General features: G+C 62.6%; 20 protein-coding genes. 6 read left to right on the top strand and 14 right to left on the bottom strand.

Going from position 1 to position 24,233, the window contains the following annotated elements:
- Positions 1-10 precede the first annotated feature (10 nt).
- From AC23D4_RS19790 to AC23D4_RS19835, 10 genes are read right to left on the bottom strand one after another with little or no spacing between them, the layout of a single operon-like run.
- The gene (locus tag AC23D4_RS19790) at positions 11-1,201 is read right to left on the bottom strand and encodes an ABC transporter substrate-binding protein (RefSeq protein WP_472887397.1); all 1,191 of its coding nucleotides are present in this window, start codon (positions 1,199-1,201) and stop codon (positions 11-13) included.
- A gap of 53 nt (positions 1,202-1,254) precedes the next feature.
- A complete protein-coding gene (locus AC23D4_RS19795; protein WP_472887398.1) occupies positions 1,255-1,863 on the bottom strand; it encodes a 2-hydroxychromene-2-carboxylate isomerase in 609 nt (202 codons plus the stop codon).
- Positions 1,860-2,591 (bottom strand): glutathione binding-like protein, encoded by a 732-nt coding sequence (locus AC23D4_RS19800; RefSeq protein ID WP_472887399.1) that lies wholly within the window; start codon positions 2,589-2,591, stop codon positions 1,860-1,862. The genes AC23D4_RS19795 and AC23D4_RS19800 overlap by 4 nt, the downstream gene beginning before the upstream one ends.
- Positions 2,592-2,649: 58 nt before the next feature.
- The gene (locus tag AC23D4_RS19805) at positions 2,650-3,432 is read right to left on the bottom strand and encodes an SDR family NAD(P)-dependent oxidoreductase (RefSeq protein WP_108500010.1); all 783 of its coding nucleotides are present in this window, start codon (positions 3,430-3,432) and stop codon (positions 2,650-2,652) included.
- A 30-nt stretch (positions 3,433-3,462) separates the two neighbouring features.
- A complete protein-coding gene (locus AC23D4_RS19810; RefSeq protein ID WP_108500011.1) occupies positions 3,463-4,263 on the bottom strand; it encodes an enoyl-CoA hydratase/isomerase family protein in 801 nt (266 codons plus the stop codon).
- Positions 4,260-5,441 (bottom strand): thiolase family protein, encoded by a 1,182-nt coding sequence (locus tag AC23D4_RS19815; protein ID WP_042919595.1) that lies wholly within the window; start codon positions 5,439-5,441, stop codon positions 4,260-4,262. The genes AC23D4_RS19810 and AC23D4_RS19815 overlap by 4 nt, the downstream gene beginning before the upstream one ends.
- Positions 5,442-5,483: 42 nt before the next feature.
- On the bottom strand, positions 5,484-7,151 hold the full coding sequence (locus tag AC23D4_RS19820) for a long-chain fatty acid--CoA ligase (RefSeq protein ID WP_042919594.1): 1,668 nt from the start codon (positions 7,149-7,151) through the stop codon (positions 5,484-5,486).
- Complete coding sequence (locus AC23D4_RS19825; protein ID WP_197905065.1) at positions 7,148-8,203, bottom strand: CaiB/BaiF CoA transferase family protein; 1,056 nt, start codon at positions 8,201-8,203, stop codon at positions 7,148-7,150. The genes AC23D4_RS19820 and AC23D4_RS19825 overlap by 4 nt, the downstream gene beginning before the upstream one ends.
- A 26-nt stretch (positions 8,204-8,229) precedes the next feature.
- A complete protein-coding gene (locus tag AC23D4_RS19830; protein WP_472887400.1) occupies positions 8,230-9,375 on the bottom strand; it encodes an acyl-CoA dehydrogenase family protein in 1,146 nt (381 codons plus the stop codon).
- A 54-nt stretch (positions 9,376-9,429) separates the two neighbouring features.
- Positions 9,430-10,473 (bottom strand): helix-turn-helix domain-containing protein, encoded by a 1,044-nt coding sequence (locus AC23D4_RS19835; protein ID WP_298704295.1) that lies wholly within the window; start codon positions 10,471-10,473, stop codon positions 9,430-9,432.
- 264 nt (positions 10,474-10,737) lie between these two features.
- On the opposite strand from AC23D4_RS19835, the gene AC23D4_RS19840 reads away from it, so the two are divergent.
- Positions 10,738-11,508, top strand: coding sequence for an SDR family NAD(P)-dependent oxidoreductase (locus AC23D4_RS19840; protein WP_298704292.1), 771 nt, complete (start codon positions 10,738-10,740; stop codon positions 11,506-11,508).
- Between the two features lie 71 nt (positions 11,509-11,579).
- Here AC23D4_RS19840 and AC23D4_RS19845 read toward each other — a convergent pair whose 3' ends face one another.
- From AC23D4_RS19845 to AC23D4_RS19855, 3 genes are all read right to left on the bottom strand, one after another.
- Positions 11,580-12,983, bottom strand: coding sequence for an aldehyde dehydrogenase family protein (locus AC23D4_RS19845; protein ID WP_298704290.1), 1,404 nt, complete (start codon positions 12,981-12,983; stop codon positions 11,580-11,582).
- 354 nt (positions 12,984-13,337) lie between these two features.
- Positions 13,338-14,309, bottom strand: coding sequence for an NAD(P)H-dependent flavin oxidoreductase (locus AC23D4_RS19850; RefSeq protein ID WP_472887401.1), 972 nt, complete (start codon positions 14,307-14,309; stop codon positions 13,338-13,340).
- A gap of 198 nt (positions 14,310-14,507) precedes the next feature.
- Complete coding sequence (locus tag AC23D4_RS19855; RefSeq protein ID WP_108497098.1) at positions 14,508-15,290, bottom strand: enoyl-CoA hydratase/isomerase family protein; 783 nt, start codon at positions 15,288-15,290, stop codon at positions 14,508-14,510.
- A 344-nt stretch (positions 15,291-15,634) separates the two neighbouring features.
- Here AC23D4_RS19855 and AC23D4_RS19860 point away from each other — a divergent pair, with 344 nt between their 5' ends.
- From AC23D4_RS19860 to AC23D4_RS19880, 5 genes are all read left to right on the top strand, one after another.
- On the top strand, positions 15,635-16,318 hold the full coding sequence (locus AC23D4_RS19860) for a TetR/AcrR family transcriptional regulator (protein ID WP_108497099.1): 684 nt from the start codon (positions 15,635-15,637) through the stop codon (positions 16,316-16,318).
- 757 nt (positions 16,319-17,075) lie between these two features.
- The gene (locus tag AC23D4_RS19865; RefSeq protein ID WP_108497100.1) at positions 17,076-18,635 is read left to right on the top strand and encodes a long-chain-fatty-acid--CoA ligase; all 1,560 of its coding nucleotides are present in this window, start codon (positions 17,076-17,078) and stop codon (positions 18,633-18,635) included.
- Positions 18,636-19,315: 680 nt separating this feature from the next.
- On the top strand, positions 19,316-20,143 hold the full coding sequence (locus AC23D4_RS19870; RefSeq protein WP_158276408.1) for an NmrA family NAD(P)-binding protein: 828 nt from the start codon (positions 19,316-19,318) through the stop codon (positions 20,141-20,143).
- A 113-nt stretch (positions 20,144-20,256) separates the two neighbouring features.
- On the top strand, positions 20,257-21,291 hold the full coding sequence (locus tag AC23D4_RS19875; RefSeq protein WP_108497102.1) for a quinone oxidoreductase family protein: 1,035 nt from the start codon (positions 20,257-20,259) through the stop codon (positions 21,289-21,291).
- Positions 21,292-21,747: 456 nt separating this feature from the next.
- A complete protein-coding gene (locus tag AC23D4_RS19880; protein WP_108497103.1) occupies positions 21,748-22,344 on the top strand; it encodes a TetR/AcrR family transcriptional regulator in 597 nt (198 codons plus the stop codon).
- Positions 22,345-22,503: 159 nt separating this feature from the next.
- Here AC23D4_RS19880 and AC23D4_RS19885 read toward each other — a convergent pair whose 3' ends face one another.
- Positions 22,504-23,544, bottom strand: a complete 1,041-nt coding sequence (locus AC23D4_RS19885; protein WP_108497104.1) for an AraC family transcriptional regulator — start codon at positions 23,542-23,544, stop codon at positions 22,504-22,506.
- Positions 23,545-24,233 lie beyond the last annotated feature (689 nt).

Below are 24,233 nucleotides of genomic sequence, written 5' to 3' on the forward strand. Positions count from 1 at the left end.
TCCGCCACCGTCAGGTTGGCATCACCTTCCAGCTCGTACCGTCGAACTGCTGGATGCGCATGTCCGGTATCGGGTGAGGACGGGCGTCGCTGGTCTTGATGCGCAAGCCCGGCAACATCATGGGCAGCTCCATGTCCAGGCGGCGCGTCTGGCGCATGATGTTCTCGCGCGAGAGGTCGTTGCCGCACTGCTTGAGCAACTGAACCACCGTTTGTCCAACGCTGGCACCGAGCACGGCGAGGTACTCCTTGGCCGCGCCCTTGTTGTACTTGTCCATGAAGGCATTCCAGGCCAAGGTACCAGGGTCGTCCTTCCAGGTCGGATCGCTCGGATCCTTGAGGAAGGCGGCGCTCATGACGCCCTTGACCTTGTCCAGCCCCACCGGAGTCAGCACTGCGGGCACCGAAGATGCGCTCGGGTTGATGTAGATCGCCGGGCGCCAGCCGATGTCATGGGCCTTGCGCAGCGACTGGAGGGTGGCTTTGGGCGAACCCCACGCCACCAGCACGTCCGCGCCCGAGGCCTGCATGGAGACGATCTGCGAGTCCACCGTCGGATCCGACACCTCGTGCGAATCTTCGCGCACGAGCTGCTTCCCGGCGGCGGCCAAGCCCTCCTTCACGCCACGCAGCACATCCTTACCGGCGTCGTCGTTCTGGTAGAACATGGCGACCTTTGCGTTCGGTCGCGTCTGCAGGATGTGCTTGGCCAAGGCGCGCCCCTCGTCGGTGTACAGGGGCAGCCAGCCCATGCTCCAGGGGAACTTGGCCGCGTCGTCCAGCCACGTGGTGGCACCGGACACAACGAAGAGCTGCGGTACTTTGGCGTTGTTGAGATAGCTGCGCGTCGCCAGCGGAGGGGACGAGCCGATCTGGGCCGCGAGGAAAGCCACCTGCTCGCGCTCCACCAGGCGGCGCACCTGCTCCAAGGTCTTCGGCGGGCTGAAACCGTCGTCGCCGAACACCAGTTTGAGCTGGCGTCCGTTCACGCCGCCCTCGGCGTTGACCAGATCAAACCATGCGGACATGGCCTTGCCGACGGCACCATAGCCTGCAGCCGGGCCGCTGAGTGGCAGAGTCTGGCCGATCTTGATCTCGCGATCGGTCACGCCGGGGGTGGCCGCGCCCTGCGCACGGGCCAGGCCGGAAACGCCCGTCAGCATGGCGCCGGAAAGCATGGTGATGAATTGTCTTTTTTGCATGATGTCTCCTGTGGTGGTGAGATGAATGGATGGGTGAACCCTGGCCTGCGGCATCAGGCCGTCTTCCCTTGCAGCCGCAGCACGGCTTCGCGGATCAGCGGCATGCGGTCATTGCCGAAATACATGTCGGTCTTGTCCACAAAGATGGTCGGCGAGCCAAAGCCGCCGCGCGCGACCACCTCAGCGGTGTTGGCCCTGAGCTGATCCTTGATCGCTGGCTCGCCGATGCCTGCAAAGAATGGGGCGGGGTCGATGCCGACGCGCTGGCACACGTCCGCCAGCACCGAATCCTGCGAGATGTCCTGGTCGTCGCCCCAATAGGCTTCAAATATGGCGCGGGCAAACGGCACCATGTCGTTGCCGAGCCAGACGCAGCCGCGCATCGCCTTCACGCTGTTGACGGGAAACACCGTCGGCGGCATCTTGATCGCAAGCCCCGTCGAGCGGGCCCAATCCGCCAGGTCCTTTTTCAGGTAGCGGGCCTTCTGCGGCACCGGCGTCTCGCGCGAGGCGTAGACGGTCGGATTGATCGTGTTGAAGATGCCGCCGACCAGGATGGGCCGCCATGTGACCTCGACGCCCAGTTCGTCGGCGAGCGGCTGGATGTTGTGGAAGGCGAGATAGGTCCAGGGGCTGGAGCAGTCGAAGAAGAATTCGATCATGGTGTTTCTCGCTGGTTGTTGGGCGACATGCGGTGTGCCATCTCCTTGGCCTTCTGGCCGAACATGTTCTTTCTTGCTTCGTCGTCCAGCGGCTCCTTCTCGAATTTGCCGACCGCCAGCCCCGCCTGCACCTGCGGCCGGGCGCGCACGCTGGCGTACCAGCGCTTGACGTGGGGAAAGTCGTCGAGCGTGAAGCCTTGCGCCTTGTGGGTCATGGCCCAGGGAAAGCAGGCGATGTCGGCGATGCCGTACTCGGTGCCAGCGACATAGGCGCCGGTCTTGCCGAGCTGGGTATCGAGCACGCGGTACAGCCGCGCCGCTTCGTCGCGGTAGCGCTCGATGGCGTAGGCGATCTTTTCCTGCGCATACAGCGCAAAGTGGCCATGCTGGCCGAGCATGGGCCCCAGCCCACTCACCTGCCACATCACCCATTGCATGGTCTGGGTGAAGCCGCGCAGATCCGTGGGCAGAAACCGGTTGGTTTTACGGGCCAGATAAACCAGGATGGCGCCGGTCTCGAACACCGACAGCGGGCCGCCGCCGTCGAGCGGCGCATGGTCCACGATGGCCGGAATGCGGTTGTTCGGGCTGATCGCCAGGAATTCCGGCCTGAATTGCTCCCCAGCGCGGATGTTGACCGGAATCACCGTATAGGGAAGCTCCAGTTCCTCCAGCAGGATGGAGATCTTCCAGCCATTGGGTGTGGGCGCGTAATGCAGGTCAATCATGGCGAGTGCTCACGACGGCGTGCGACGGCTATCCGCAGCTCTTCAACGGCTCAAGGCGTCAGCGCGGCGCCATGCGGAGGGCGCCATCCACGCGGATGGACTCAGCGTTCATGTAGCCGCAAGTGACCAGGAACTCGACCGCCTGCGCGTACTCGTCGGGCTCGCCCAGCCGCTTGGGGCAGGGCACGGAAGCGGCCAGGGCCTGTTGGACGGGGTCGGGCAGGCTTTTCAGCAGGGGCGTGCCGAACAGCCCCGGCAGGATGGTGTTGACGCGAATGCCTTCGTCCATCAGGTCGCGCGCGATGGGCAGGGTCATGCCCATGACGGCGGCCTTGCTGGCGGCGTAGCTGGCCTGGCCGACCTGGCCATCCACGGCGGCCGCCGAAGCGGTGTTGACCACGACGCCGCGATCACCGTCGGCCAGCGGCGCGAGCGTCAACATGCCCGCGGCTGATTTGGCGATGCAACGGAAGGTGCCCACCAGGTTGATCTGCACGATGCGGTTGAAGCGATCCGTGGGGCTCGGGCGGATTTCGCCGGTCTTCTTGTCGCGGCTGACGGTCTTGGCGGCGTCGGCCGTGCCGGCGCAATTGACCAGGATGCGCTCCTGCCCGATGGCGGCGCGGGCCTTGGCGAAGGCGGCGTCCACCTGCTCCTCGGACGTCACGTCCACGTTGCAGTAAACGCCGCCAAGCTCGTTGGCCAGCGCCTGGCCGACGGCTTCGTTCATGTCGAAGATGGCGACCTTGACGCCATGGCTGGCCAGGCGCCGGGCCGTGGCAGACCCCAGGCCGGAAGCCCCGCCGGTGATGACGGCGGAAATGTCGGAATTGAGTTGCATGGTTTTTCCTTGTGAGGTGACGGACGGGCGCTATTGGCCGGTGAATTGGGGGGTGCGCTTGGCCAGGAATGCGGCTTGCCCTTCCAGGTTGTCGGCGGAACGCAAGGCGACGACGAAATTGCGCTTCTCATGCTCCAGGCCCTGGGCGAGCGGGGTTTCAAAGCTGGCCAGGGCCGCATCCTTGGCCAGCGCCACGGCCAGCGGCGAATTGGCCGCAATCCGGCGGGCCATCGCCAGCGCCGTCGGCAGGGCCTGGCCGTCCGCCGTCACTTCGGCCACGATGCCGACGTCGCAAGCCTTGCGGGCGTCCATGAAATCGCCAGTCAGCAGCAGGGCCATGGCCTTGGACTTGCCGATGGCATGAACCAGGCGCTGGGTGCCGCCCGCACCGGGGATGGCGCCCAGCTTGACTTCCGGCACGCCGAACTTGGCGGACTCGCCGGCGATGGCGATGTCGCAGGCCAGCGCCAGTTCGGTGCCGCCGCCCAGCGCGAGCTTTTCCACCGCCGCGATGACGGGCTTGGGAAAACGCCCCAGCGCCGCAAAGAAGTCCCAGCCCGTCGCCGAGCGGTCGCCCAGCAGCGGCGTGGCGCGCAGCACGTCAAACGCCGTGATGTCGGCACCGGCGCAAAACACGCCCTCGGCGCCGGTGATGACGACGGCCCGCACGGCATCGTCGTCGCGCAGTTGCGCCAACTGTGCGGACAGGCCCGCAAACACCGCGCCGTTCAGGCTGTTCTTCGCGCGCGGGCGGTTGATGGTCAGGGTGACGACGGCGCCTTCGCGGCTGACGAGCACTTCGCTGGTTTCGCTCATGGTGGCCCCGCTCATGCCAGCCGCTCGATGATGGTGGTGTTGGCCGTGCCCGACGCCTCGCAGATGGTCTGCAGGCCATAGCGGGCGCCCCGGCGCTCCAGTTCGTACAACAGGTCGGTGAGCATGCGCGCGCCGGTGGAGCCCAGCGGATGGCCGATGGCCATCGAGCCGCCGTTGACGTTCAGGCGGTCGTCGGGGATGCCGAATTCCTTCTGGAACATCAACGGCACGCCGCCAAAGGCTTCGTTGACCTCGAACAGGTCGATGTCGTTGATGGTGAGGCCCGACTCCTTCAGCGCCTTGCGGGTGGAGTCGAGCACGGCGGTGAATTGGATCACCGGGTCGGCGGCGGCCACTGCCGTGCTGACGAAGCGCGCGCGCGGCTTCAGGCCGTGCTTCTTGGCATAGGCGCGGCTGGCCATCAGCAGCGCGGCGGCACCATCGCTGATCTGCGACGAATTACCGGCAGTGGTGGCGCCGTCGGCGGCAAACACGGCTTTCAGCGTGGCCAGCTTCTCGGGGTCGGAGTTGGGGCGCACGCCCTCGTCGGCGGCGACGACGGGGCTGTTCGGGTCGGCCGGATCCTCAGTCAGATGCACCAGTTGATCCTTGATGCGACCGGCCTGAATCGCCTCGGCGGCGCGTTTGTGGCTGCGCACGGCGGAGGCATCCAGGGTCTCGCGCGTGAGGCCGAAGCGCGTGTTCAGCAACTCCGACGACACGCCTTGCGGTATCAGCGGGTTGTCCTGGTAGCGCGCCAGTTCGCGCGGGCTGTATTGCGAGCCCAGCGGCGCGCCGGGCTTGAACGACGGCGGCAGCGGCGCCTGCGACATCGACTCCACCCCGCCGCCAATGGCCAACTGGTAGGCACCGGCCTGGATGCCATGTGCTGCAAAGCTCACCGCCTGCTGGCCGGAGCCGCATTGCCGGTCCACCGTCACCGCCGGGACGGATTCGGGCAGCCCCGCCGCCAGCACGGCATGGCGGGCCAGGTTGCCGTGCTGCTGATCCCACTGCAGCACGCAGCCGACGATCACGTCGTCCAGGTCTGCCGGGTTCACGCCGGATTGCTCGACCAGTTGGCGCAGCGTCTCGGCCATCAGATCGACGGGATGCCATTTGTGCAAGCGCCCGCCGCGCTTGCCCACGGGGGTGCGCAGCGCGCCGACGATTACGGGTTCATGGTCGTTCATGGGGTTCTCCAGGGTAGAAAGTGGGTGTCGCGCACAGTGGTGTCACTCGGCGTAGCGGTCTGCCTGCTCGGCGCGGATGCGCTTCTTGTCGAGCTTGCCGACGCTGGTCTTGGGGATGGCCTCGACGAACAGGACCTGGTCGGGCCACTGCCACTTGGCGAAGGCGCTGCCCAGGTGTTCCTTGAGTTGTTCCTGGGTGGCCTGCTGGCCGGGCTTGAGCACCACCAAGGCCAGGGGCCGCTCCTGCCACTTCGGGTGCGGAACGCCGACCACGGCGGCATCGCGCACGGCCGGGTGGCCCATGAGCAGGTTTTCCATGTCGATGGAAGAGATCCATTCGCCGCCGCTCTTGATTACGTCCTTGATGCGGTCGGTGACCTTGAGGTAGCCGTTCTCGTCCACCGTGCCCACATCGCCCGAGCGCCACCAGCCGCCTTCCAGGAAGCGGTCGCCGGAATCGGGCATGTCGTGGTAGCTGGCCGTGATCCAGGGGCCGCGCACGCAGATCTCGCCCGCCGACTTTCCGTCGTGCGGCAAGTCCTTGTCGTCGGCATCGACGATGCGGATGTCCACCCCGGTCAGCACCAGGCCCTGCTTGCGCTTGAGGTTCCAGCGCTCTTCCTCGGTCAGGCGCTTCCTGAGCGTGGACTTGAGGCGGTTCATCGTCACCAGCGTCGTGGCTTCGGTGGCGCCGTAGCCATGCACCACCTCGGCGCCGGTGAGTTCATAGAAGCCGATCATCATCGACAGCGGCGGCTCGCTCGCGCCGGACAGCATGCGCATGCGGCTGAAGTCCGGCTTGACCGGCATCGTCTCGATGTACTGCAGCATGGGCTGGAAGATGGCCGGTGCGCCGTTGGTGACCGTCACGCCCTCGGCGATCATGGCATCCACCAACGGCTTGGTGTCTTCGGCGGCGTAGCGGCCCGGCAGCACGATCTTGTCGCCCAGCAGCGTGGCGGCCTGCGGCAGGCCCCAGCATTGCCCGTGGAACATGGGGGTGATGAGCATGACGCAGTCGTCCAGCGTCATGCCCAGGTTGGTGGCCATGCCCGTGGAGTGCATGTAGATGCCGCGGTGCGAGTAGTACACGCCCTTGGGCCGGCCCGTGGTGCCAGTGGTATAGCAAGCGCTGTAGGCCGAGGTTTCGTCGATCTCGGGCCAGTCGATCTTCGTGTCGGCGGCGGCCAGCAGGTCTTCGTAGTGCAGCAGCGGCTTGAGCGTGGTCTTGATCTGATCCAGCGGCTTGTCGGTCATGACGATCCAGCCCTTGATCTGGGGCGAATTCGCTGCAATGGATTCGGCAATGGGCAGCAATGTCTCGTCCACGCACACGTAGGACACCTGGCTGTGGCCGACCACGTAGCCCAGGTCTTCGGCGCCCAGGCGCAGGTTCATCTGCAACATGACGGCACCCAGGCCGGGGATGGACCAGTACAGCTCGAAATGGCGCCGGCTGTTCCAGTCCAGGATGCCGACGCGGTCGCCGGGCCCGACACCGAGCGCGCGCAGGGCATTGGCGCTGCGGCAGACGCGGGCGTAGCAGTCGGCATAGGTGTAGCGGTCCCAGCCGCCATCGGGTGTGCGGTAGACGATCTCCTGGTCCCCGTGGGTGCGCGCGGCGTGCCGGATCAGCGTGGTGGTGTTGAGCTGGCGCTCGTTGCCGGTGGTGGACGGGCAGCCGCGGACGATGTGGGTGTTAGCAGTCATTTCTTTGTCTCCTGGGTGGTGGTTGCGTTGAGTGCCTGGAACCGTGGGGCCGGGGCCGCTTCGATGGCGCCGGAAGGGGTGGTCTGGTAGATGCCCCGTGCCGCGTTGTGCGGATGCCGCGCCGCCTCGGCGAGGCTGAGCACGGGTGCGAAGCAGGCGTCGCTGCCTTCGAGCAATGCGCACCAGTGCGCCCTGGGCTGGCTGCGGATGAGGGCTGCGATGCGCGCCTTGAGCGCTGGCCAGGTCGCCGTGTCGTACTGGTCGGCGGGGTTCACGTCCGTCAGGCCCAGCCTGGACAGCAGCAGTGCGTGGAAAGGCGGCTCGATCGCGCCGAGGCTGATGAAGCCGCCGTCGGCGCAGGCGTACACGTCGTAGAACGGCGAATCGTGGAACGGGCTGGGCTGTGCGCCGTCGATCTGCCCGTTGGCGCGAATCCAATGAACCAGCGTGCCCAGCATGGCCACGATGTCGATGATGGCGGCGTCCACGACCCGGCCACGACCAGTGGCCCGTGCATCGACCAGCGCGCAGGCGATGCCAAAAGCCATGCCCAGCGCCCCGGCACCGTCCCCGAGTACCGAGGGCGGCACGATGGGCGCTTGCCCCCTGTGCGCCGACAGCGACAGCAGGCCCGTCAGCGCCACGTAGTTCAGGTCATGGCCGGCGGCCTGGGCAAGCGGGCCGTCCTGGCCCCAGCCCGTCATGCGGCCATAGACCAGCCGGGGGTTGAGCGCCGCGCATTCGGCGGGGTCGAAGCCCAGCCGCTCCATCACACCGGGGCGAAAGCCCTCGATCAAAACGTCGGACTGTGCGATCAGATCCAGGGCGCGCGCCTTGCCGCCGGGCGACTTCAGGTCGGTGATCTCGACCGTCTTGCCCCGGTGCAGCGGGTTGGCCGCCGCCCCGCCCAGCGACTGCGCCCCGGCGGCCTGCTCGGCCCGCGCCAGCGCCGTCACCTCGGCGCCCATGTCGGCCAGCATCATGGCGGCCAACGGGCCTGGACCGATGCCCTCGAACTCCACCACACGGACGCCGTGCAGCGGCCTTTGCAGCAGTCCTTGCAACGTGTGCGCAGCGTTCACAGCTTCCTCGCGATCAGTTCTTTCATGACCTCGTTCGCGCCGCCGTAGATCTTCTGCACGCGCGAGGCGGCGTACATGCGCGCGATCGGGTACTCGGCCATGAAGCCATAGCCGCCGAACAATTGCAGGCACTCGTCGGTCACGCGGCACTGCTGCTCGGTGCACCACCACTTGGCCATGTAGGCGGCCTCGTCGTCCAGCGTGCCGTCCAGCAGCCGCTGGGTGCAGTCGTTGACGAAGGTGCGCACCACGTGGGCGATGGTGGCCAGCTCGGCCAGCTTGTGGCGCGTGGTCTGCATGTCGAACAGCGGCGCGCCGAAAATCTTGCGCTCCTTCGTGTATTCGATGGTCAGCTCCACGGCCCGGTCGATGACGGCTGCCGCTGGCACGGCAATGGACATGCGCTCGTAGGGCAACTGGCCCATCAACTGCTTGAAACCATGCCCCTCGACGCCGCCCAGCAGTTGATCGACCGGCACGCGCACCCCGTCGAAGAAGAGTTCGGCGGTGTCCGACGCGGGCATGCCGATCTTCTCGAGCAGGCGGCCCACGCGGAATCCGGGCAGGTTTTCTGTCTCCAGCACGATCAGCGACAGGCCCCGGCTGCCCGCCTCGCCGGTGCGCGCGACCACGATCAGCAGATTGCAGGTGAAGCCATTGGTGATGAAGGTCTTGGCGCCGTCGATCACGTAGTGGTCGCCATCGCGGCGCGCGCGGGTGGATATGGCTTTCAAGTCCGTGCCGCAGCCCGGCTCGGTCATCGCGATGCCGACCAGCATCTCGCCGCTGCCCAGCTTGGGCAGCCAGCGCTGCTTCTGCGCCTCGGTACCGAAGTCCATGATGTAGTGCGAGGCGATGCTGTGCACCGTGACGTTGTTCGGCATCTCGGCCTTTGTCAGCTCGTCCTGCACCACCAGTTGGTAGGCGAGGCTGGCCCCGGCGCCGCCGTATTCCTCGGGCAGCTCGGGCAGCATGAAACCCATTTCGCCGAAGGGCCGCCAGACCTCGCGCGGGATGTAGCCCTGTTCGCGCCAGACGGGCAGGTGCGGAGCCATCTCGGCGGCGATGTAGCGGCGAACCTGGTCACGAAAGGTCTCGATGTCGCTGTCCATCCAGGGTTGGCGGTGCAGTTGCGGCAGCATGGGGTCGTTCCTCGGAAAGTGGGTGCTGTGAAGGTGAAGGGTGGAAGACTTGGCCTATCGTCGGCATTCAGCCCATGCACGTCTTGCCCGCCAGCGCATGGCGAGTGACTTTGCGTGCACAAGGGAAAACCCGGCTGGCCGGGCCTGGCCCATGGCCGGGCCATGGACTCCCATCCCGCGCGCATCGCTGGGCGGCATCCCAAAGCGTTGCTTGAATGCGCGGCAAAAGTGGCTGGTGGAGTTGAAGCCCCAGTGGAAGGCGATCTGCGAGATTTGCTGGTGCCTGCAGGCCGGGTCAATCAGTGCCCGCCAGCACGCCTGCAACCGGCTTTCCAGGATGTGGCCGACCACCGTGGTGTCGCCCTGCGCAAACAGCGCGTGCAGGTAGCGCCGCGAAATGCCGAGCGCGGCGGCGATGCGTGCCGGGCTCAGGTCATCCTCGTGCAAATGCTGGGCGATGTAGGCCAGCGCCCGTTCGCGCAACGCGGCCATGGCCGTGAACCGGGTGGCGCTCTCCGGCTCTGGCAACGCAAGATCCAGCAGCCCGATCGCCGTGCGGCACAGGGCAAGGTGTGCAGAGGGCGGCATGGCGCCGATCTCCTTGGCCAGCCCCATCAGGTGCTGGCTCAGCAGCGAGCCCACGCCTGTGCGGCTATCCATGCGGCAGGCTGTCGGCGGCTGCTTGCGCCTCGGCAACTGCTCGCGCATGAGCTGCCAGGGAATCATCAGCGACACGCTGTGGGTGCGCTCCAGCACCTCATGGTTCTGCCGCTGGTCGGTGCGCCAGAGGAACATGTCGCCCTCGCAAACCGGTGCGTCCCACTGCTGCAACTGCACCCGGCCGCTCAGGTTCAGCTGCAGCCCCAGGCAGAGCACCTCATCGAATGGCGAATGTCCAGACAGAAGCTGGCCGACGCCGGGTTCGGTCACGGTATGCACAAGGAAAGCCCCGGCGAATTCGTGCCGTTGCAGCGTCGCCTGGACTGCGGCAGGCTTTGCCGGGGAAGAAAGATCCCAGTGCTGGAAGCGGCCTTCAAGGACCGTTTCCATCACATCTACATGGCCGATGGACAACTCCATGGCGGACTGTTGCAGCATTTGTTGTCTCCAGAACTTGCCCCTCAACGCCTTGGCCGATCGGGCCGGAACGTCGGCACCGTGGCGTGCTTTTGTGCGACGCTCCGGGTGCCTCAAGGGATGCAGGCGATCGTAGGAAACGGTGTTTGGTGCGGCAATGACGGATCGTCTCTATCGGCTGACAAGAAGCCTCTTTTGACGGATGCAGGCAGGCGGCATCCCCATAGCCGGAGGGCCCTGCGCTAACCTCGCGACATCGATGGTGAACGCTGAAGAGGAGACGCTATGGATCTGGGTGCAATGCTGGCCAGCAAGCAGGTGCTGGTCACGGGGGCCTCGTCGGGCCTGGGCGAAAACTTTGCCCGGCTGGCCGCCGGTTGCAAGGCCAAGGTGGTGATCGCGGCGCGGCGCAAGGCCCGGCTCGACAAGCTCGCGCTGGAACTCGAAAAACTCGGTGCGCCGCAAGTCACGGTGCTGGAAATGGATGTGGCTTCCGAGCAGTCCATCGACGGCGCCTTTGCCGAACTGGACGCCTTGGGCGTCACGCTCGACGTGGTGGTCAACAACGCCGGGGCTGCCAACGACGGCCTGTCGCTCACGCTGCCTGCGGCCGACTTCGACGCGCTGATGGCGACCAACGTGCGCGGCGTGTGGCTGGTGGCCGCGCGTGCCGCGCAGCGCTGGGTGGATGCCGGGCGGGGCGGCTCCATCATCAACATCGCATCCATCCTGGGCGAGCGCGTGATGCCGGGCGCCATGCTGTATGCCACGTCCAAGGCCGCAGTGGTACACATGACCAAAAGCCTTGCGCTCGAATGGGCGCGCCACGGCATCCGCGTCAATGCCATCGAGCCGGGCTACATCAGCACCGAGATGACCGATGCCATGTGGGACACCGCCTATGGCAAGGCGCTCATCCAGCGCGTCCCGATGCGCCGCCTGGGCAAACCGGAAGAGCTGAACGGCCTGTTCCTGCTGCTCGCGACCGAGGCCGGGTCGTGGATGACCGGCGCCTGCGTGCCGGTGGACGGCGGGCATTTGTGCTCATCGCTTTGAGGGCGACGGTCCAAAGTAGCGCTGCGTCCTGGGGATCCGTAGAGAGAATCCCCAGGTTCAACCCATGAAAATCAGCGGGCTTCGTTAATGATGTGAAGCTGCGTGAATTCCAGCAATCCTTCCTCGGCCAGTTCTCCGCCCATTCCAGATTGTTTGGCGCCGCAAACGGGAATTGCGGGGCCAATATCAAGATGCTTGTTGATCCAGGTCGTGCCTGAATACATCCGCAACGCAATCTCGCGCGCTTTTTCTCTATCCGCCCCCCAGACGGAACCACCCAGGCCCCAGGGGGAATCGTTTGCGCTGGTCAGTGCTTCTTCAGGGTCGGAGTATTTGATGACAGGCAAGACCGGCCCGAACTGCTCCTCTTGAACCAGTCGTGAGCTATTCTTAATGTCGGCGACAATGGTTGGACGGATGAAAAATCCGGCTTGGCCCTCGGCTTCGCCGCCTGCCACGATACGGCCATCCTTCCTGGCTATTTCCAGGAATTCCTTGAGCTTTGCATATTGCATCCGGTTCTGTATGGGCCCCATGGTTGTGCCCTGGTCCAATCCGTTGCCTACCACCACCTGTTTTGCCAGGGCTGCGAGGCGGTCAACCACGTCGTCATAAATTGATTCATGCACATAAGCGCGTTTGACCGCGATGCAGACCTGCCCGGCATTCAAAAAAGCCCCATTGAAGATGCCTTGGGCAACGCTGGCCGGGTCAGCGCCCGGCAGGACGATGGCGGCATCATTCCCACCCAGCTCCAGGGTCAGGCGCTTGAGGGAGGTTGCGGCGGATGCCATCACTTTCTTCCCAGTGGCGGATGAGCCTGTGAACGAGATCTTCGCCACGTCCGGGTGCTGGGTCAGATAGCCGCCCAGGTCATTCTGGTCGGTGACGACGTTGACCACGCCCGCCGGGAAAGTGCCGGCCATGATCTCGCCAATCTTCAAGGTGGCCAAAGGCGTGGTGGGGGCTGGCTTGATAATGATCGTGTTGCCAGCCAGCAGGGCGGCGGGCAATTTGAATGCCATCAGCAGCAGTGGGAAATTCCAGGGAATGATGGCGCCCACCACGCCCAGCGGCAGCCGGTGCTGCTCAACGCGCATGGTCTCGCTGTCTTCAAGAATCTTGACCGGCAGTTCCTGGCTGGCAATGCCACGGATGAATAGAGCCGTCCATAAAACCTCGGTCGTGGCTTCGCCGAGCGGTTTGCCTTGCTCCTGGGTCAGCACGCGCGCCAAATCCTCCTGTTGCGCATCCATTGTGTCAGCGAGTTTCAGCAACAAGTCCCTGCGCTGCGCGATGGGGCGGCGAGACCAGGCTGGGAAGGCGGCTTTTGCCGCTTGAATGGCGGCCTCCATTTGCGCCTCGTCGGCGCGGGGGCACAGGGCCAGTACCGTTTCGGTGGCGGGGTTGATGACTTCCATGGTGGATGCGCCATCGACCAGTTCACCGTTGATGAGCAGCTTGTAATTCGCCATATTTGTCTCCTGTTGTTGCAGTGTTGTGCGGAATATGGAATGCATGCGTATTCAGCACAGAAATGCTACAACCTGGTCTCCAACGGGACAATGACGGAACGTCTCGCTGGGCTGGCAAAAGACCTCAATTTCCTGGCGTTGCCAAATGCTCTTGAATTCATAGCATTCAGCCAAGGTGGAATAAAGGCGGGAGGCAGATTGGGTTACGCTTAGGCAGTTCAGGACTCTTTCGCGGGAGGGTTGTTGAGCGGAAAAATGGGTGCCACCCTCTATCGATCAGAAGGTCAAGCATGACTCATTCGAGTCTTTGACCCAACAAGGTCTTCGTGAATGACTTCGGCGTTGTACAGTGACTCAGGCGACCCGTCGGCCGAGGCGCTGTTGGGCCGCAAGGTACTGATCGGCAAAGCGCTGGATCAACTCGCCTGCCGACGGGATGTCGTGCAGCACACCGATGCCCTGACCGCAGCCCCAGACGTCCTTCCATGCCTTGACTTTGGGACCGCCTTCCGGGCCGCCGAAATCCATGTCGGAAGGGTGAGCACTTGGCATGTTCTGCGGATCCATGCCGGCGGCGACGATGGACGGGCCAAGGTAGTTACCCCAAACGCCCGTGAAGAAGTCGGTGTAGACGATGTCTTCAGCACTGCCTTCGATGACTGCCTTCTTGTACTCGGGCTGCGCATGGGCTTCCTGCGTCGCAATGAACGCCGAACCGATATAGGCAAAGTCGGCACCCATGGCTTCGGCTGCGAGGATGGAGGAGCCGTGGGCAATGGAGCCCGATAGCGCGATCGGACCATCGAACCAGGCGCGTGTCTCCTGAACCAAGGCGAAGGGCGACTGGCGACCAGCGTGGCCACCCGCGCCTGTGGCCACCAGAACCAGGCCGTCGGCGCCTTTTTCAATCGCTTTACGGGCAAACTTCTGGTTGATCACGTCGTGCATCACCAAGCCCCCGTAGGAATGCACCGCGTCGTTGACCATAGTCTGCGCACCCATCGAGGTGATCACCAGCGGCACCTTGTATTTGACGCACAGCTCCATGTCCTGGTGCAAGCGCTCGTTGGTCTTATGCACGATCTGGTTGACTGCAAAGGGCGCTGAAGGCTGCTCGGGATGCAGGCGGTCGTATTCGGCCAACTCGGTGGTGATGCGGTTCAGCCACTCGTCCAGTACATGCGCGGGACGCGCATTGAGCGCGGGGAAGGATCCGATGATGCCAGCCTTGCACTGGGCAATGACCAGTTCGGGATAGGACACGATGAACATCGGCGATGCGATCACTGGTAGGCGCAAACGCGCCTTGAGTTGCTGCAGATTCATTTTGGTTTAGCTTGAAGTAAGAGGGGATGGAGTAGTCGTTTCTATGGCCCGTGCTTGAACGGGGCAGTCATGAGCCAATCGGGTCAATGCAGCGCGGAAAGGAACAGTCCGAATAACTGGTACCAGCCGATAGGCGTCGAATAAAAGACATTGAAGTGCCTCGTATCTACGGTGCATGTTCATGACTAGGCTGCGGGGTCACTTGCCGGTGAACCGGGGCGGACGTTTCGCCTCGAAAGCCTGCAGTCCCTCCCGGAAGTCGGAACTGAGGGTGTGAACCTCGGAGGCCAGCGATTCAAGGCGAAGTGCCGTGTCCTCGGGCTGGTCGAGTCCATCATCTATCAGCGCCTTCATGCGACGCAGGCCCAGTGGACTCTTGGTGGCTATCAAGTCCGCGACTTCTTGGGTTGTCGCTTCCAGTTGCGCATCGTCCACGACCCGGTTGACCAAACCGGCCTCCCGCATTTCCTCGGCCGTCACGAACTCGCCGGTGTAAAGGAGATATTTCGCGCGTGTGAGGCCAATGGTTCGGGGGAGGCGAACCGACGCGCCGCCACCGGGAAGTAGGCCGTAGTTGGCGTGCGCGTCGCCAATCCTCGCGCTGCGGGCTGCAATGACCAAGTCGCAGCACAGCACAAGCTCAAGGCCGCCGGCAAGAGTCAATCCGTTGAGCGCGGCGATGATGGGCTTGGGGAATCGATCCAAGCGATTCGTGGTGCGCTGGACGCTTTCCAGAAACCCACTAGTGCCGCGATCGCCCAGTTGGTCGTTGATGTACTTGAGGTCGGCACCTGCGCAGAAGGCACGACCGGTGCCAGTGAGCACTACCGTCATGACATCAGCTTGTTCAAGTGCTTCGTCCAGCGCCTTGTCGACAGCTTTTAGCACTGACGGCGAGAGCGAGTTCATTGCCTCCGGTCGGTTCAATCGGATCCACAGAGACCGATTCCGCACTTCGGAAACCACCACTGGATCTGGCATCTCTCTCCTTCACAGGCATTTCTTTGCAACCCTCGGATTCTTCTTCTCGATGTCCAGGGTGAGAACTGGTAATTTCCCTTACTGGACGGAAAAAGAGTTGACTCTAAAGTAAAATAGAATCGATGGCGGTAGCTGGTTCGAGCTGACGGGCTGCAATGTCATGGCTCGCGAGGCTTGGATCTGATCAAGCAAACTCACCCGATGGGTGAGAAGGAAGAGGCAGTACGCTGAAGGAGCCTGGTGATGAGGGTGCGGGTGCGGCGAAGTGTTCGCGTCTTGCCCTCTTGCTATCATGCCCCTTTAAGTAACTTTGCCCTTTCCGCAAGGCAAAAAAACCAATCTTTATGAGTCAGTCCACCGACGCCGAGCCGAAGTCGCAGACGCGTGTAGGCACCACACGACCCGCCAAAGTCGCTAGGTGGAATAACGCAGTCAGCAGCGCTAACGAGCAGCACAAGCTGAAAAGGCAGGCCGTGATCGCCGAGGCATCGAGGGCCTTTGGCCGCCATGGGTCCCAAAACGTGTCACTTGACGAGATCGCCAAGGCATTGAATGTCAGCAAACCTGCGCTGTACTACTATTTCAAGAACAAGCAGGAGTTGATCTACGAGTGTCATGAACTGGCAATGAAGATTGGCGATCAGGTGCTCAAGGACGCTATCGCCTCGGAGGCTACTGGGTACGGTCGGATCATTGCGTTCATGAAGAACTACATCTCGCACTTGACGGACCAGATGGGGGCTCCGGCGATCTTGCACGATTTCTCTGCGATGACACCTGCAGACCGAAAAAAGATCACACTGAGGCGCCGGAAGTTCGATCTTCAGCTTCGCAAGATTCTTGAGGAGGGGGTGGAAGATGGCTCGATCGTCCCCTGCGATGCTAGATTGGCTGTCTTCTGGTTCATGGGGGCGATCGGTTCCATTTCACAGTGGTACCACGCCGATGGAACACTGACAGGTGATCAAGTTGCAGAAGTGTTCATCAGTCTTCTGGCCAGAGGCATTCGACCCCAGGGAGAAGACTAGTTCTCGCCGTAACGTGGCGTATGTGACTGTCAAGCTTGACTGGTAGTCCAGCCATTGTGTAGACACTTCACTTCATGTCGGCAGCTGAGCTCCATTGCCTGACACGGCTGGCGCGTCGGGCTGTAGCTGCGTTGGCTGCACTCTCGCATCAGGCGGAAGCAAAGGAGCGCGGCACGGGCTCATCTAGTAGAACCAGTTGAGCCAGCGAGTCGGCAGTGGATTGAGCCGCATGACGCTCACGTCGCGACGCAAAGATTCCTGCAGTGCTTGGGATGATGCTCCTTCGGCCGCCGGTCGCATCTGAGGCTATGCATCGCGGCAGCCGTCGTGGACATGTCTGGCCGTTGGCAAAGTCGAGTCGCTCGACAGGCAACTTTTCGTCGGCCAGTCGACCACCAGCCTCCAGGGGATGCGCAACAACAGCTCTGTCAGAAAGTAGGGCCATTGTGCCGTGGGGTCGGTGAAGCGCAGCAACGAACCGAACTGATCGCCGCGCGCCACTTTCTGGCGCGATCCCGGCATCGTCCAAGAACGCATCGACCTTCAATCTTCTCGTTCGCGCGCCTTACAACTTGTTGTCCACAAGGATGATGGAAATCATGAATGGCAAGGCATTCATGGGGGAGGCGGGTGCTGCAAGTTGATGTGAACTGTCAGCCGATAGCCGTGTTTTGCAATCGCTTCGATTGGCGGTAACTACTAGGCTTCTCTCGACAAGAAAAGGCATGAACCATGCTGGCCACCAGGAGACAGATCTATGTACTTGACGCAAGCCCTACACCGTGCAGCGCAGCTGCATCCCAACCGAATCGCCGTTCAATTCGGCGAGCGGCAACATACGTTCCGTGAATTCATCCGTCGCGTCGCACGGCTGGCGGGAGCGTTGCAGCAGATGGGCATGCAAACGGGCGATCGGGTGGCCATGTTGGCACTCAATTCCGATCGCTACCTCGAATACCAGATGGCGGTGCCCTGGGGGGGCGGCGCGCTCAATCCTTGCAACATACGCTGGTCTGCCGCCGAGATCGCCTATTCGCTCAATGACTCCGGGTCTACCATTTTGCTGGTCGACGACATGTTCGTGCCCATGGTCAAGCAGCTTAGGGCAGAGGCGCTGGTAGTGCGTGACGTAATCTACTGCGGCGAAGGATCGGTGCCTGATGGAATGATGGGCTATGAGCAGTTGCTGGCCCAATCCATGCCCGTGCCCGACGCCGTGCGTCGCGGAGAGGACTTGGCCGGAATTTTCTACACGGGGGGCACGACCGGATTTCCCAAAGGGGTGATGCTGAGTCATACGAACATGTGCAGTTCGGGCTTGGCCGTGCGGGCCGCAGGCATGGCCGACCCAGGAAGCGTCTATCTGCATGCAGCCCCCATGTTCCACTTGGCGGACATGGGGCTGGCCATGGCGCATTGGCTGGAGGGAAACACTCATGTGATCGTGCCCGCTTTCAGTCCGGAGCTTGTGCTGGACACCATCGAGCGCTGTCGCGTCACGCATGCGGTGTTGGTGCCCACCATGATCCAGATGATGGTCGATCATCCGACCATGAAGAAGATGCGTGATCTGAGCTCCTTGAAGTCGGTCACATACGGGGCATCGCCGATTTCGGAGGCCGTTTTGGATCGTGCCATGGAGGCGTTGCCCGGCGTGGGTTTCTCGCAGGCCTACGGTATGACAGAACTCTCTCCCTTGGCCACTATCAATCCGGCTTACTACCACAGCGCTGAGGGGCGCAATCTGGGCAAACTGCGCGCGGCAGGGCGCGCAGGATTTTGTGTCGAATTACGCATTGTGGATGCCGCAGGGACTGAGGTGCCTCGTGGCACGGTGGGGGAGGTGATCGCGCGCGGGCCGAACGTGATGCAGGGATACTGGAACAAGCCCGAAGCCACTGCGCAAGCCTTGCGCGACGGATGGATGCATACCGGCGATGGCGCCTGGATGGACGACGACGGGTTCATCTTCATTGCCGACAGGCTCAAAGATATGATCATCAGTGGCGGTGAGAACATTTTCTCCGCTGAGGTTGAAAACGCATTGGCCCAGCATCCCTGCGTTGCCAGTTGTGCCGTCATCGGCATACCCAGTGATGCATGGGGAGAGTCCGTTCATGCCGTGGTGGTCAACAAGCCGGGGCAATCCATCGAGGCCGAAGAACTGATTGCGCACTGCAAACAGTTGATTGCCCCTTACAAGTGCCCGCGCAGTGTCGAGTTCCGTGATGCGCTGCCTTTGTCGGGCGCTGGGAAGATCCTCAAGACGGCGCTGCGCGAGCCATTCTGGGCGGGGAGCGAGCGCAAGGTCGCGTGAATCGCCGTCCTCGGCCGCATCTCCTCGACCTTTTCTTGGTGCAAACCAAGATGCAAGACTTACTTGTCGCAGCGGCAGTAAACCCGGGGAGTTCAACGCTTGGAATGTCCGTACGGAGCTCGCCGCGTTCTTGCCCACTGCTGAAGCCGCACAGTAGCGCTTTCTTGCGTTCTCACCGATGAAAGGTTGGGGCGCGCTCCATCGGTCGAGTAGCTCGCTGAACTAGACGATCCTCACAACATTCGACGCTTCCCACAGAACGGGAAACCTCGCGTCATCGAAGCGTGCAAGGCGTTCGCGAACGGCTCGGATTCTCGTCCGTCAGCGGATCGATGACATGCCAGTGCAAGCTGCGAAACCAGTGCTCGATGAATCTGAGCGGCAGCATCGCAGTGTCCCGAAGTAGCGACAAATGGTACCGAAGTTGGCGCACGCCACCTTCTCTATGTTGACCGTGAATACAGGAGGCAGCGTCGGTGCATCGTTGCTGCTGACATGAAGTCAGCAAGGGTTTCTACCAGATCATAACAAGAATCTGATTCTGTATTATTTGAAAAATGCACTACCTAGAAGTGCATAGCCTCTGATTGCCGCATCCGGCGGCGACCGTTCACGTAAAGTTCTAAAAGGAGCAAGCAATGATCTGTGTTCTGGGTTCAACTGGCCAGCTTGGCCTCCCCATGACCAAGCAACTCGTGGCTGCCGGACAATCCGTCCGCTGCCTCGCACACACCGAAAAAAGCGCTGAGATCCTGCGGCGTGAAGTTCCCGGAGTGGAAATCGTCGTTGGCGACATGACCAACCGCGAGGATCTTCGCCGAGTCATGACCGGCTGCGATCAACTGTTCATCGTGACTCCGGTGGTGGCCGAGATGGTTGAGTTGCAGAAGCAGATCATCGATGTGGCCAAAGAGACCGGGATTCGCGGCATCACCAAGCTCTCGGGCTACACGGCCGACCACATCGATGAGATCAGCTTGCTGTCTCAGGATCACGGTGCTACCGATCGGTACCTCGCGAAGGTCGGCGTGCCCTACACACTCCTCTACCCATGCACCTTCATGCAGACGCTGATCCTGAAGTTCGGCGAGATGGTCAAGAAGGATTCGAAGATCGTGGCCCCGGTGACCGCGACGAACACCATCGCGTACGTTGACGGGCGTGATGTGATCGACACGGCGGCAGCGGTGCTGATCAAAAACCAGCACAAGAACGAGATCGTTTTCATCACGGGCCCGGCACCGATCTCGTACGGACAGTTCGCTGAGCTGCTCTCGCAGCGACTCGGTCGACCGATCACGTACGTCAAGAACACCTTCGAAGAAGCGGAACAGGATCTGCGCGACGTTGGACTGAACGCTTACGGCGCGAAGGCGCTGCGCGGCCTCTACCAGATGTACGAGCGGGGCGATATGAACGACACCGGCGATGGCGTCGAAAAGATGACCGGTCACCCGCCGCGTTCTATCAATGACTTTCTTGACGATTTCATCGGTTTCTTCAAGTAAGAAGTCCTGGGATTTCAGGCACAAGCACCTTCCCAGTCGGAAAACCATACTGATGAGCACTGGCTGCGCGGCGATCTACCGCGAACCTTGAACACCAAAAGAGGACTATCGCTATGAAAGAAGCATATTTCAAAGAGCTCGGGACACCCGACGTCATCAAGATCCACGAAGTGCCCGATCCGGTACCCGGTCCGGGTGAGGTGCTCGTCCGCACCCATGCGGTGGACATCGGCAGAGCCGACGTCAACTACCGCCGTGGCTTCTACCCCTGGCCGCAGTTCCTGCCCGCCGTTCCTGGCTGGGAAGGCTCTGGCGTCGTGGAGAAGCTGGGCGAGGGCGTCACGAATGTGTCGGTCGGCCAGCCGGTGTACTTGGTGACGATGCTGACCAGCCCTGGTGACGAGGGCCGCGGGTTCGGTCGCGAGAAGCTCGTCGTTCCCGCCCATAAGCTCGTCGTGGTTCCGGAAGGCGTCGATCTCGACGATGCCGCGACGGCTGGTTACTACGCGATGGCTTGGTGCGCGCTCCGCGAGGGCTATGGCGGCAAGCCGCGCGCTGACCAGAAGCACCCCGGTGCGTTGCCCGGAACGCTCCTTCAGATTGGCGCGGCCGGCGCCTTTGGCACCGGCTTCGTCCAGGTCGCCAAAGCGCTCGGCATCACCGTCATCGGTACCGTCAGCGGCGATGAGAAGGCGGAGTTTGCACGGGCTTCGGGTGCGGACCACACCATCAACTACCGCACTGAGGACGTGCATGCCCGGGTGCTGGAGCTGACCAACGGCCGAGGTGTCGACATGATCGTCGATCACATCGGGGGCGACGAATTCGGCAAGTATTTCGAGACTCTCGCGCCTTTCGGGACGATCCTGGTGCTGAACCTGGAGAAGGGTGACGCCGGCGTCGATCTGCTGCAGCCCGTCGTGTACTCGAAGCGGTGGCCTGCCGTGCGCTACTTCGGCGCGATCGGTCTCGGCGAGGTTCCAGACGAGATGAAGGCCCATTCCGAGGCCGTTCTCGACCTCATGGCCAAGGGCAAGCTGCGCCCGCGGATCGGTACGACCTTCCCGCTCGATAAGGTCGTCGAGGCGCAGACGCTGGTTGAGAATGGCACGTTGGGCTACGTCCTGCTGCAGCTCAATCGCGGTTGACGCCAGGCGCTGCCGCCACAGAACGGGGCGAGGGTTTCGGGTAGCCCCCAGAACCCCTCGCCCCGTTTTCATCTCTTCACTCGTGCGAACGGCGGGCTGCTCGCGCGTTCCAGCGAATGAACGGTCATGTACATGAACATGAGCCACCGTGGCCGCCTGGCTCACCTCCATCAGCAGCGACGGGCGGCTCGTGACGGCTTCCATGCGCTGCTGCGGTTGGACGTGCTCAATCTGGCGGGCAAGAGGCCAATGAAATCGAATACCTCCAGGACTTACGCAATAAGCACCTCGTCATTCCCGCGAAGGCGGGAATCCAGTTCTCCGCTTCAGTGCTGCCGCTGGATTCCCGCCTTCGCGGGAATGACGGCTGCGTAAGTCCTGACATCTAAACTCAATGCGCGGCACAATGCTCAGCGTGCCTTTCAAGGTGTCAACAGTGAACAGGATGGGGATTGAATGAATCAGAGTGAGCGCACGGTACCGGACGTTGAAAGTCTTCCCTCCTATCAACAAGAGCGACGCCAGAGGATTGTCGATGTAACGCTAGACCTTCTGTTGAAGAACGCTGGTGCAGTGGAAGTCAGGGATGTGGTGGACGCAGCCGATGTCTCGTTGGCCACTATTTATCGCTATTTCGGCTCTAAAGAAGTGCTCTTCTCCGCCGCATATCTGCATTGGCATTCCGGCTATATCGCAGCGCTCGAGGCAAGCATGAAGAGGGCTCGTACCAATAGCGCCAGGATGAGGGCGGGTATGGGCGTCTTCTGTGACGTGTTTGAACAGGCACCGCATATGTGGGACGCCTATCTGGTCACGCGCGCATTGAAGCAACCCGCAATCCTCACCATGCGGCTTGATTTTGAGCAACGTCTTCGGCAACTTTTCATAGGCGCTTTGCATGGTGTCCCGGAACGGGATGCAGAGGGCATCATCTCCATCCTGACCGCAGTGACTGCATGGAACCTGTCGAGCTGGCGTACCGGGGACATCACCACCCAACAACTTCGAGATGAACTCAACGAGGGCGTTCGCTTGACGATAGAGGGCAGGTAGTGCATGGAGCCTGCCGCATCTGCCAGACCTTGCAGCAAGGTCCTTTCATGGGGTTATTGACGGAGGTTTTTTGGCCAGCAACGGAGTGCCGCGTCGCTTACGGGTGAGTAGTTGCGACTTGCACGGTTCCGTGGCCGTGCCGGAATTGGTCAGATACCTTTATGCAGGGCGCTGTCCGCTGCGCGAGCGGGCACGGTAAGCTCCCGGCGCGCTGCCGGTCCAGACCTTGAATGCGCGCTGGAAGGCGGTGCTGTCGGTGAAGCCCAGGTCGGCTGCGATGGCGACGAGCGAGGTTTCGCTGCTGGTCAGGCGCACGATCGCCATGTCGCGCCGCAACTGATCCTTGAGCGCCTGGAAGGAAGTGCCCTCGGAGGCCAGGTGCCGCTGCAGCGCGCTCACCGACATGTGAAGGCGCTGCGCGGTGACGGCCAGGTCGGGCCATTCGGGGCTGGCCCGCTGCAGCACCATGCGAACCCGCGCGCTGGCGCTGCGCTCGTTCAGGTACGGCCCCACCACGTTGCCGGGCGTAGCGCGCAGGAAGGACTGCAGCGCGTCCCTATCGCGCCGCACCGGCTGTGTGAAGGCGTCGGCGTCGAACCAGGCGGCGGTGCGCGGCTGTCCAAAGCACAGCGTGCCGGAAAAGATGCGCCCGTAGCTCATCGCATGGAGCGGCGGCGCAAAATTGAAGTCGAATCGCTGCGGCACCAGTCGGCCGCCGTGCAGCCACACCAGGAGGCGCCAGAACACGCGCAGCAGATGTGCGTGCAGGAAGTCGGCATGCGCCCCCTGGCCGCCGCGCATTTCCAGCGCGATGCCCCCCAGCGTGCCCTCGGTCACCGGCACCAGCGCCACGTCGTCCTGCAGCAGGGCGAAGGATTCGCTCAGGCGACGCAGGGCGTATGACAACGAATGGGCAGTGAACGCGCTGCGCACCATGAGCGCGAAGCTGCCCGGGAGCATGGGCCGCCCATGCAGGTAGCCCAGGCACTCGTCGTTCAGGCTGTCCTTGACGGCGATAAACAGCGCGTTGAACTGCTCCACGGTGACGCGCGAATCCTCAAGCTCCAGCAGCGATTCGCTGATGCCTGCGCGCCCCAGCACGCCCTCCAGCCATTCTTGCGTGGCCAGCCCCTTGCCGCGTGCCCCGTCCAGCAGGCCATGCACGGCAAAGATGGGAGCGGTGAAGACGGGTTGCAGCATGGCGTGTGATCGAAGGGGCCAACGCCGGTCGCACGGGCCGAAAGAAGTTATTTATCAGTTGATTGAGGCAATCCGTCATCGCCCTTGCAGGGGCCAATTATTACGATTGTCGCATTCCCCAAACACTTCGGCAGTGGCGCTGTGCGGAACGCCAGGTGCGGGGTCGGAAGCCAACATACAAGGAGACACGCTCATGCTGCCACATCCGGGTAGATGGCGCCATTCGCATGGCACCGCGCTGATCAGGTCGTGACCATGTCCGAGATAGTGGCAGCTGTCTGAGCCGATCAGAGCTATGGCCTTGCTTCGCCTTTGCCTGTTTGAGCTTCGCGCGGCCCTTGCGGCGCGAACAGCAAATTGCAGTAACCGAGAGGTATCAAGTGCATTGTCTGCCCACTTCACCGAGACCGATGAAGTTGATGCATCAGTCCTGGCGAAGTATGGTGAGTTGCTCAACGTACCTCCGATCGTCGGCAAGGTGCCGCTAGTTCGTTGAGGTAAACCGTTTTCGAGTGCTCAGCCGCCATGTCCAGAGCAGCGGCTTATAGGCTCTGTATTGAGCGATGCGCTTCGCAGCACCTCTCAGAGAGGTTCAAGACTGGCAGTGGCAGGCGGAGTCTGTCGGCGACGAAGCTTTGGCAGGGCCTCTGTTCCGGGTGTCCAGGATTCGTTGATCGGATTACCGGAGT

This window comes from Hydrogenophaga sp. L76, from assembly GCF_057654755.1.

Excerpts from the sequence above, each read along its gene's own strand:
- AC23D4_RS19885 (WP_108497104.1), bottom strand. The coding sequence starts at position 23,544 with ATGCTGCAACCCGTCTTCACCGCTCCCATCTTTGCCGTGCATGGCCTG.
- AC23D4_RS19810 (WP_108500011.1), bottom strand. The coding sequence starts at position 4,263 with ATGAGCGGGGCCACCATGAGCGAAACCAGCGAAGTGCTCGTCAGCCGC.
- AC23D4_RS19880 (WP_108497103.1), top strand. The coding sequence starts at position 21,748 with ATGAATCAGAGTGAGCGCACGGTACCGGACGTTGAAAGTCTTCCCTCC.
- AC23D4_RS19790 (WP_472887397.1), bottom strand. The coding sequence starts at position 1,201 with ATGCAAAAAAGACAATTCATCACCATGCTTTCCGGCGCCATGCTGACG.
- AC23D4_RS19840 (WP_298704292.1), top strand. The coding sequence starts at position 10,738 with ATGGATCTGGGTGCAATGCTGGCCAGCAAGCAGGTGCTGGTCACGGGG.
- AC23D4_RS19875 (WP_108497102.1), top strand. The coding sequence starts at position 20,257 with ATGAAAGAAGCATATTTCAAAGAGCTCGGGACACCCGACGTCATCAAG.
- AC23D4_RS19850 (WP_472887401.1), bottom strand. The coding sequence starts at position 14,309 with ATGAATCTGCAGCAACTCAAGGCGCGTTTGCGCCTACCAGTGATCGCA.
- AC23D4_RS19860 (WP_108497099.1), top strand. The coding sequence starts at position 15,635 with ATGAGTCAGTCCACCGACGCCGAGCCGAAGTCGCAGACGCGTGTAGGC.
- AC23D4_RS19855 (WP_108497098.1), bottom strand. The coding sequence starts at position 15,290 with ATGCCAGATCCAGTGGTGGTTTCCGAAGTGCGGAATCGGTCTCTGTGG.
- AC23D4_RS19820 (WP_042919594.1), bottom strand. The coding sequence starts at position 7,151 with ATGACTGCTAACACCCACATCGTCCGCGGCTGCCCGTCCACCACCGGC.
- AC23D4_RS19870 (WP_158276408.1), top strand. The coding sequence starts at position 19,316 with ATGACCAAGCAACTCGTGGCTGCCGGACAATCCGTCCGCTGCCTCGCA.
- AC23D4_RS19835 (WP_298704295.1), bottom strand. The coding sequence starts at position 10,473 with ATGCTGCAACAGTCCGCCATGGAGTTGTCCATCGGCCATGTAGATGTG.
- AC23D4_RS19800 (WP_472887399.1), bottom strand. The coding sequence starts at position 2,591 with ATGATTGACCTGCATTACGCGCCCACACCCAATGGCTGGAAGATCTCC.
- AC23D4_RS19865 (WP_108497100.1), top strand. The coding sequence starts at position 17,076 with ATGTACTTGACGCAAGCCCTACACCGTGCAGCGCAGCTGCATCCCAAC.
- AC23D4_RS19795 (WP_472887398.1), bottom strand. The coding sequence starts at position 1,863 with ATGATCGAATTCTTCTTCGACTGCTCCAGCCCCTGGACCTATCTCGCC.
- AC23D4_RS19815 (WP_042919595.1), bottom strand. The coding sequence starts at position 5,441 with ATGAACGACCATGAACCCGTAATCGTCGGCGCGCTGCGCACCCCCGTG.
- AC23D4_RS19845 (WP_298704290.1), bottom strand. The coding sequence starts at position 12,983 with ATGGCGAATTACAAGCTGCTCATCAACGGTGAACTGGTCGATGGCGCA.
- AC23D4_RS19805 (WP_108500010.1), bottom strand. The coding sequence starts at position 3,432 with ATGCAACTCAATTCCGACATTTCCGCCGTCATCACCGGCGGGGCTTCC.
- AC23D4_RS19830 (WP_472887400.1), bottom strand. The coding sequence starts at position 9,375 with ATGCTGCCGCAACTGCACCGCCAACCCTGGATGGACAGCGACATCGAG.